The sequence below is a fragment of the Blautia sp. MSJ-19 genome, assembly GCF_018918125.1.
Classification (GTDB): Bacteria; Bacillota; Clostridia; order Lachnospirales; family Lachnospiraceae; genus Blautia_A.
This window is the reverse complement of the sequence record NZ_JAHLQA010000023.1, coordinates 1-7,916: the sequence shown is the minus strand read 5'-3', so window position 1 is coordinate 7,916 and position 7,916 is coordinate 1. Positions and strand designations below refer to the sequence as shown.

Below are 7,916 nucleotides of genomic sequence, written 5' to 3'. Positions count from 1 at the left end.
TTTCTGTATTATTTTGTTTAGTAGCATAAACTGATTATACCACGAACGCCGGACTTTTCGAAGCCCGGCGTTTTGTGTTGGGTATAAAAGGAGCTGCCACACGTTAGTGCGACAGCCCCTGGAAGAAGTAGCTCTTTAATGCCTTAACTAAATGACATTGCCTGTAATGGGGCATCTTTTTTGCAGGGCCAAATTGTGTCCAAAAGAACACAAAAAAACAGTTGACTTTCTTTGTATTGATTTGTATAATGTCAAAAGTTAGGATACGAACTAATTTTGGAAAGGAGAGAATATGAACGAATTTGATGAGAAGCTTGAGAATATGCACATGGGAAGACTGGTGCATATGCTTTCGCATCAGATGAAGCGAAATGCCAACAGTGTGGCATCAGCCATCCAGAATGATGAGCTGACGATCATGCAGAAACATGTTTTGAAGTTTGTTCTTCTGGAATCTCTCCACAGAGATCTTTATCAGAAGGATATTGAGGAAGAATTTCAGATTCGTAAATCTACAGTGACCGGAATTTTGCAGCTGATAGAGAAGCATGGTTATATATGCAGAGAAAGCGTGGAAAAGGACGCCCGTCTGAAAAAAATTGTGCCGACTCCAAAGGCAGAAGAACTGAGACCAAGTCTTCTGGAGCATATTGCGTTTACAGAAAACCATCTCACAAAGGGAATTTCGGAGAAAGATGTTATGATCTGTAAGAAAGCATTGTGTCAGATGTATCACAATCTTTCTGAAATGAACAATCAGACAGGTAAGGAGGCAGACAGAAAAGATGAATAAGACACTTTTTAAATCTATCCGGGAATATAAGAAACAGTCGATACTGGCACCGTTTCTGGTAATTCTGGAGGTGTTAATGGAGGTACTCATTCCTCTGGAGATGGCAAAGATCATCGACGTTGGTATCGCCAACGGGGATCTGGGATACATCATACAGAGGGGAATCATCCTTGTAGTAATGGCGATGCTTGCTCTGTTTTTTGGTGTGCAGGCCGGAAATATGGCAGCAGTTGCAGCGGCAGGATATGCGAAAAATCTTCGTCACGATATTTTTTACAAGGTACAGGATTTTTCATTCAAGAACATTGACCATTTTTCTACATCTGGTCTGGTCACACGAATGACGACCGATATCACAAACGTACAGATGGCATACATGATGAGTATCCGTCTTCTGGCGAGAGCTCCGATCATGGTGATCTTATCCTGGGTCATGACGCTTCTGATCAATGTCAAGATTGCACTCCTGTTCCTGGTTGTGATCCCGGTTCTGGGCGGAGCACTGATGTTTATTGCAAAAAAAGCACATCCGCACTTTATCAAAGTATTTGACGAGTACGATGAACTGAATAATTCCGTTCAGGAAAACGTTAATGCTTCCCGTGTAGTGAAGGCATTCGTAAGAGAAGATTATGAAGTGAACAAATTTCATGGAGTATCTAAATACGTTTATACTCTGTTTACAAAAGCTGAAAAGATCGTTGCATGGAACTCGCCGGTCATGCAGTTTATGATGTATGCAGTTGTTCTTCTGATCGCAGCGATCGGTGGACGCAGTATTGTATTTGGAACTATGGAGACTGGAGAACTGACAAGTGTTATCGTTTATGCATTGCAGATTCTGATGTCCCTGAATATGGTAACTTTCGTATTTGTCATGATCATGATCGCAGAGGCTTCCACGGACCGTATCACAGAGGTTTTAAACGAAGTGCCTGAGATGCAGGACAAAGCTGATGCGGTAAAAGAAGTTCCAAGCGGCGATATCGTTTTTGACCATGTAAACTTCAGCTATGCCGGAGAGGGAGGAAATCTTTCTCTGAAAGATGTAAACCTTCATATTAAATCCGGACAGACCGTCGGAATCATCGGTGGAACAGGAAGTGCCAAATCCACACTGGTTCAGATGATCCCGAGACTTTATGATGTCACCGGCGGTGAAGTCAAAGTTGGCGGGATCGATGTAAGAGACTACAATCTGGAAGTGCTCCGTGATCAGGTATCCATGGTGCTCCAGAAAAATGTTCTTTTCTCCGGTTCCATCTACGAAAACATTCGCTGGGGTGATGAGCACGCTTCTGATGAAGAAGTAAGACGAGTATGTAAGCTGGCACAGGCAGACGGATTTGTTACAGAATTCCCGAATGGCTATGATACCATGATCGTTCAGGGTGGAAATAACGTTTCCGGTGGTCAGAAACAGCGTCTCTGTATCGCACGTGCCATTCTGAAAAAACCGAAGATCCTGATTCTTGATGATTCTACCAGTGCAGTAGACACCAAGACAGATGCCCTGATCCGTAAAGCGTTCCGTGAGGAAATTCCGGATACGACCAAGATCATCATCGCACAGAGAGTATCTTCCATTGAAGACGCAGACCAGATCATTGTTCTGGATGGCGGTAAGATCGCCGGAGTGGGAACTTCCGAAGAACTTCTGAAGACAAATGAAATTTACAGAGAAGTATACGAATCTCAGGTGAAAGGAGGCGAAGAGGATGAGTAATAACAGCAAAAATAAGAAACCGCGAATGACAAAGAAAGACCTGCAGACAGCAAAGCGTCTTATGAAATATATGACAGGAAAATACAAATTTCAGTTTGTCCTTGTGTTTTTCTGTATCCTGATCAGTGCAGTCGCAACGACAGCAGTTTCTCTTTCATTGAGATATCTGCTGGATGATTTTATTCTTCCGCTGATCGGACAGACCAGTCCGGATTTCGCCGGACTTTATAAGGCTCTGACAGTTCTAGGATGTATCTTTCTGGCAGGAGTTGTTGCGACTTTTATCTATACCAGAATGATGGTATATATCGGTCAGGGCGTGCTCAAGAAAGTGCGAGACGATATGTTTGAACATATGCAGACTCTGCCGATCCGCTATTTTGACCAGAATACAAACGGTTCGATCATGAGTCTTTATACCAATGATACGGATACCCTGAGACAGATGATCAGCCAGGCGATTCCGCAGGCACTGATGGCACTGTTTACGATTGTCGTTACCTTTATTTCCATGCTGGTATTAAGTCCTCTGCTGACAATTCTGGCAGTCCTGATCATTTTCCTGATGCTTTTTGTGACAGGTAAGATTGGAGCGAAGAGTGGCAAATATTTTGTACGTCAGCAGATGTCACTTGCAGATGTCACCGGATTTGTGGAAGAACGAATGAATGGACAGCGTGTTGTCAAAGTATTCAACCATGAAAAGAAATCCGAAGAGGAATTTGATAAACTGAACGAAGCTCTTTTTGAGAGTGCATCACAGGCAAATAAATATGGTAATATGATGGGACCGGTGATCGGAAATATCGGAAACCTTCAGTTTGTTCTGACGGCGGTTCTGGGAGGAATCCTTTCTGTTGCAGGAGTCGGAGGAATCACCCTTGGTGTCATGGCTTCTTATCTGCAGTTTACCAAGAGCTTTACACAGCCGTTCATGCAGGTCGCCCAGCAGTTCAACTCCATCGTCATGGCACTTGCCGGTGCGGAGCGTATCTTTAACCTGATCGATGAGAAGCCGGAGGATGACGAAGGCTATGTAACTCTCGTCAATGCAAAAAAGGATGCCGACGGAAACATTACAGAGTGCAAAGAGAGAACAGGCATGTGGGCATGGAAACATCCGCATTCTGCAGACGGTTCTGTATCTTACACGGAACTCAAAGGTGATGTGAGATTCGAGGATGTGACCTTCGGCTATAACGAGGACAAAACGATTCTCCACGACATCAGCCTCTATGCGAAACCGGGTCAGAAACTTGCATTCGTTGGTTCTACCGGTGCAGGCAAAACAACGATCACCAATCTGATCAATCGTTTCTATGATATTCAGGAAGGTAAGATCCGGTATGACGGAATCAATATTACCAAGATCAAGAAAGATGACCTGAGACATTCACTTGGGATTGTTCTTCAGGACACACATCTTTTTACAGGAACGATCCGTGATAACATCCGTTACGGTAAGCTGGATGCGACGGATGAGGAAATTTATGCGGCGGCAAAACTGGCTCATGCAGATCAGTTTATTCAGATGCTGCCGAAGGGATATGATACGATGTTGAGCGGAGATGGTGAGGAACTTTCTCAGGGACAGAGACAGCTTCTTTCTATCGCAAGAGCAGCCGTTGCAGATCCGCCGGTACTGATTCTGGATGAGGCAACTTCCAGCATCGATACACGTACGGAAAGCATTGTGCAGAAGGGTATGGATAATCTGATGAAGGGGCGTACCGTATTTGTTATTGCACACAGACTTTCCACGATACGCAACAGCGATGCAATCATTGTTCTGGAACATGGCAAGATCATCGAGAGAGGTGATCACAAAGATCTGATCAAACAGAAAGGAACCTATTATCAGTTGTATACCGGTAAACTGGAACTTTCGTAAGAATATTTTTGAATAGCAGGCAGGACTATCTGAAAACAGAGGTTCTGCCTTTTGTAATGTTATATTTGAGAAAAAATGGTGTATAATGCACAAAAATATCATGTAATTTCAAGATAACTATGGTATACTATCAACAAAAAGAAAATTGGAGGATCTATAATGCTAAAATCATGGACACCGGGGGAAGAACCGGACAAAGAAGAAATGAAAGTACAGCTTGAAAGAACGAGAAACAGGCTTTATGATCTTCAGATGAAGATTAAAGAGCATAAACTTCCGGTACTGGTCCTTTTTGAAGGATGGAGTGCAGCTGGAAAAGGCAGCATGATCGGTAAGGTGATCAAGAACATTGATCCTCGTTTCTTTAAGGTTGCAACTATGTCTGATCCGACCGAAGAAGAGGTGCGCAGGCCGTTTCTGTATCGTTATATGAAGCAAATCCCGGAGGAGGGTAAATTTACATTTCTGGATTCCGGCTGGATGGAACAGACGGTAAAAGAAGTTCTGAACGGAGATCTGGGAGGAGAGACATATGAGAAACGTATTGAAAGTATCAAACGTTTTGAACGTCAGCTGACAGATAACGGATATCTGGTGCTTAAATTTTTTATGCAGATTGATAAAGAGGAACAGGAAAAACGCATGAAAAAGCTTCTTGCAAAAGAAGATACCAAATGGCGTGTGACTGGATTTGACAAGTGGCAGAACAAACATTATAAGAAATGCGAAAATGTCTTTGACCGTTATATGAAAGATACCAATATGTCCAGTTCACCGTGGTATATCGTTGATGCAAAGGATAAAAAATGGGCAGAACTGCAGGTGATGGATACGCTTGTGAGCAGTATTGAGGTAGCGTTGCAGAACCATAGTCATTCTGTGCCGATCCTTCAGAATGTTTTTCCGCTGGTAAAAATGCCAAAGCTTAAAGATGTGGAGCTGGAAGGCAAGACTATAGATGAAGAAGAATACCAGAAAGAACTCAAAAAATTGCAGGCAAAACTTGGAGAACTGCATAATCGGCTGTATCGCAAACGTGTGCCGGTAATCATTACGTATGAAGGTTGGGATGCGGCAGGAAAAGGCGGCAATATCAAACGAATCGCAGGGGCATTGGATCCGCGGGGATATGAGGTGCAGCCGATTGCCAGTCCGGAGCCACATGAGAAGGCACGTCACTATCTCTGGAGATTCTGGACAAGACTTCCGAAGGATGGGCACATTGCCATTTTTGACCGTACCTGGTATGGACGGGTCATGGTTGAACGTCTGGAAGGTTTCTGCAGTGAAAATGACTGGAAACGTGCTTACAATGAAATGAACGAGTTTGAGAAAGAATTGCATGACTGGGGCGCAGTGATCATTAAATTCTGGGTACAGATTGACAAAGATACGCAGCTGGAACGTTTTAATGATCGCCAGAATAATCCGGAAAAACGCTGGAAGATCACAGATGAAGACTGGAGAAATCGAGAAAAATGGGATCAGTATGAAGAAGCGGTAGATGAGATGCTGAAGAAGACCAGTACTGCATTTGCACCATGGCATATTCTGGAATCTGTGGACAAAAAATATGCACGTATCAAAGCACTTAAGATCGTAATAAAAGAATTAGAAAAGGCCCTCAGCTAAGAGGGCTTTTTTTACGGTTCCATAAATTTTTTCAGTTCGTCCATAAAAGTACTTACGTCTTTGAATTCCCGGTAGACCGATGCAAAACGCACATAAGCGACGGCATCCAGGTCTTTCAGATGTTCCATCACAATCTCTCCGATCTGTGTGCTGGAAATCTCTTTATCTGCCTTGTCAAAAATATCCCCCTCTATAGAATCCATCAGAGCTTCTATTTTATCTACAGAAATCGGTCGTTTGTAGCAGGCACGGAGAATGCCATCCTGAATTTTGGCACGATCATATTGTTCGCGTGTCTGATCCTTTTTGATTACACTTAATGGAATTGTTTCTACCTTTTCATATGTAGTGAAACGTTTTCCGCAGGATTCGCACATGCGCCTTCGACGGATGGAATTTGTATCTTCGACAGGTCTGGAATCCACAACTTTGCTGTTATCCTGATTACAAAATGGGCATCTCACAGTGTTTTCCCCTCTTTCCCCTTTAATGTGTTAATTATACTGTATTTTTTCTGTAAGTGTCAACAAAAGACCCTGAATATTTCAGATAAATGATACATATTTTTTTATAAAAACGGTAAATTTATGAGACTTTGTGAACTGAGACAGAAAGAAATCATTAATACCTGTACCTGCCGGAGTCTGGGCTGTCCTATTGATCTGGAATTTGACTGTAAAACAGGGGAGATCACGGCACTGGTCGTTCCCGGACCTGGAAAGTTCTGCAGTTTTTTTGGAAGAGAAAGCGAATATGTGATTCCGTGGAAATGTATCTGTCAGATCGGAGAGGATATTATTCTGGTGGAAATTCAGGAAGAGAAATGTTTTCACAAAGATCACCTTCTCTAAAACTGTCAAGGGCTTTAATTTTTTTTATTTTTGAAGAAACAGTATATTTCGTATCCTCCCTGAGAATCATTTTTAGTACCAAATGAGATAAGGAGGATATTTCGATGGCACTTAATAAAGTTGAAATCTGTGGGGTAAATACATCTTCACTTCCGATTCTGACAGCAGAAGAAAAGGATGAATTGTTTCAAAAGATAAAAAAAGGGGACAGAGAAGCCAGGGAAAAGTATATCAAAGGCAATCTGCGCCTTGTATTAAGTGTTATCAAACGTTTTCAGAACAGTAATGAGAATGCAGATGATCTTTTTCAGATAGGTTGTATCGGGCTGATGAAAGCAGTCGATAATTTTGATGATACACTTATGGTGAAATTTTCCACATATGCTGTACCTATGATCGTTGGAGAGATCCGTCGTTATCTTAGGGATTACAACAGCATCCGTGTCAGCAGATCGCTTCGGGATATTGCCTACAAGGCAATCTATACGAAGGAAAATTATATCCGAAAAAATCTTCGTGAGCCAACGGTTATGGAAATAGCACAGGAAATAGGGATTGAAAAAGAGACGATCGTATATGCCCTTGATGCGATCCAAAGTCCGGTAAGTCTGTTTGAGCCAGTGTATTCGGAAGGGGGAGATACTCTTTATGTGATGGATCAGATCAGTGATGCGAAAAATAAAGAAGAGTACTGGCTGGAAAATCTTTCGCTCAGAGAAGCAATGGCGCGTCTGGGAGAAAGAGAACGCCATATTATTGAAATGAGATTTTACGAGGGAAAGACACAGATGGAAGTTGCAGAAGAGATTGGTATTTCACAGGCACAGGTCAGTCGTCTGGAAAAGAATGCACTGAGAAACATGAAAAATTATCTCAGGTCATAAAAAAGGTGTCCCCACGAAAGCAATGTCATTTAGTTAAGGCATTGGCGTGGTGTTCCTTTTTAGGCAGAGATATTGGAATTCCTATCTCTGCCTACTTTTTTTGTTTTGGAGATTGTTCGCCTATTTTCAGACAATACAA

General features: G+C 42.5%; 7 protein-coding genes. 6 read left to right on the top strand and 1 reads right to left on the bottom strand.

Going from position 1 to position 7,916, the window contains the following annotated elements:
* Positions 1–292 precede the first annotated feature (292 nt).
* From KQI91_RS08835 to pap, 4 genes are all read left to right on the top strand, one after another.
* Positions 293–793, top strand: a complete 501-nt coding sequence (locus KQI91_RS08835; RefSeq protein WP_216392462.1) for a MarR family winged helix-turn-helix transcriptional regulator — start codon at positions 293–295, stop codon at positions 791–793.
* Positions 786–2,519 carry an ABC transporter ATP-binding protein gene (locus KQI91_RS08830; RefSeq protein ID WP_216392461.1) on the top strand — a complete coding sequence of 578 codons (1,734 nt, stop codon included), beginning with the start codon at positions 786–788 and terminating at the stop codon, positions 2,517–2,519. The genes KQI91_RS08835 and KQI91_RS08830 overlap by 8 nt, the downstream gene beginning before the upstream one ends.
* Positions 2,512–4,410, top strand: a complete 1,899-nt coding sequence (locus KQI91_RS08825; RefSeq protein WP_216392460.1) for an ABC transporter ATP-binding protein — start codon at positions 2,512–2,514, stop codon at positions 4,408–4,410. Before KQI91_RS08830 ends, KQI91_RS08825 begins: the two co-directional genes overlap by 8 nt.
* Positions 4,411–4,569: 159 nt before the next feature.
* Entirely contained in the window at positions 4,570–6,042 is a 1,473-nt protein-coding gene (gene pap, locus KQI91_RS08820) for a polyphosphate:AMP phosphotransferase (RefSeq protein ID WP_216392459.1), read from the top strand.
* An 11-nt stretch (positions 6,043–6,053) separates the two neighbouring features.
* Here the strand turns inward: pap and nrdR are convergent, their stop codons facing one another.
* Positions 6,054–6,506, bottom strand: coding sequence for a transcriptional regulator NrdR (gene nrdR, locus KQI91_RS08815; protein WP_216392458.1), 453 nt, complete (start codon positions 6,504–6,506; stop codon positions 6,054–6,056).
* Between the two features lie 123 nt (positions 6,507–6,629).
* Here nrdR and KQI91_RS08810 point away from each other — a divergent pair, with 123 nt between their 5' ends.
* The gene (locus tag KQI91_RS08810) at positions 6,630–6,893 is read left to right on the top strand and encodes a YlmC/YmxH family sporulation protein (protein ID WP_216392457.1); all 264 of its coding nucleotides are present in this window, start codon (positions 6,630–6,632) and stop codon (positions 6,891–6,893) included.
* A gap of 104 nt (positions 6,894–6,997) precedes the next feature.
* Entirely contained in the window at positions 6,998–7,777 is a 780-nt protein-coding gene (sigG, locus tag KQI91_RS08805) for an RNA polymerase sporulation sigma factor SigG (RefSeq protein ID WP_216392456.1), read from the top strand.
* Positions 7,778–7,916 lie beyond the last annotated feature (139 nt).

What these genes read in the sequence shown, in the direction of transcription:
- KQI91_RS08835 (WP_216392462.1), top strand. Translation starts at nt 293, where the DNA reads ATGAACGAATTTGATGAGAAGCTTGAGAATATGCACATGGGAAGACTG.
- KQI91_RS08830 (WP_216392461.1), top strand. Translation starts at nt 786, where the DNA reads ATGAATAAGACACTTTTTAAATCTATCCGGGAATATAAGAAACAGTCG.
- KQI91_RS08825 (WP_216392460.1), top strand. Translation starts at nt 2,512, where the DNA reads ATGAGTAATAACAGCAAAAATAAGAAACCGCGAATGACAAAGAAAGAC.
- pap (WP_216392459.1), top strand. Translation starts at nt 4,570, where the DNA reads ATGCTAAAATCATGGACACCGGGGGAAGAACCGGACAAAGAAGAAATG.
- KQI91_RS08810 (WP_216392457.1), top strand. Translation starts at nt 6,630, where the DNA reads ATGAGACTTTGTGAACTGAGACAGAAAGAAATCATTAATACCTGTACC.
- sigG (WP_216392456.1), top strand. Translation starts at nt 6,998, where the DNA reads ATGGCACTTAATAAAGTTGAAATCTGTGGGGTAAATACATCTTCACTT.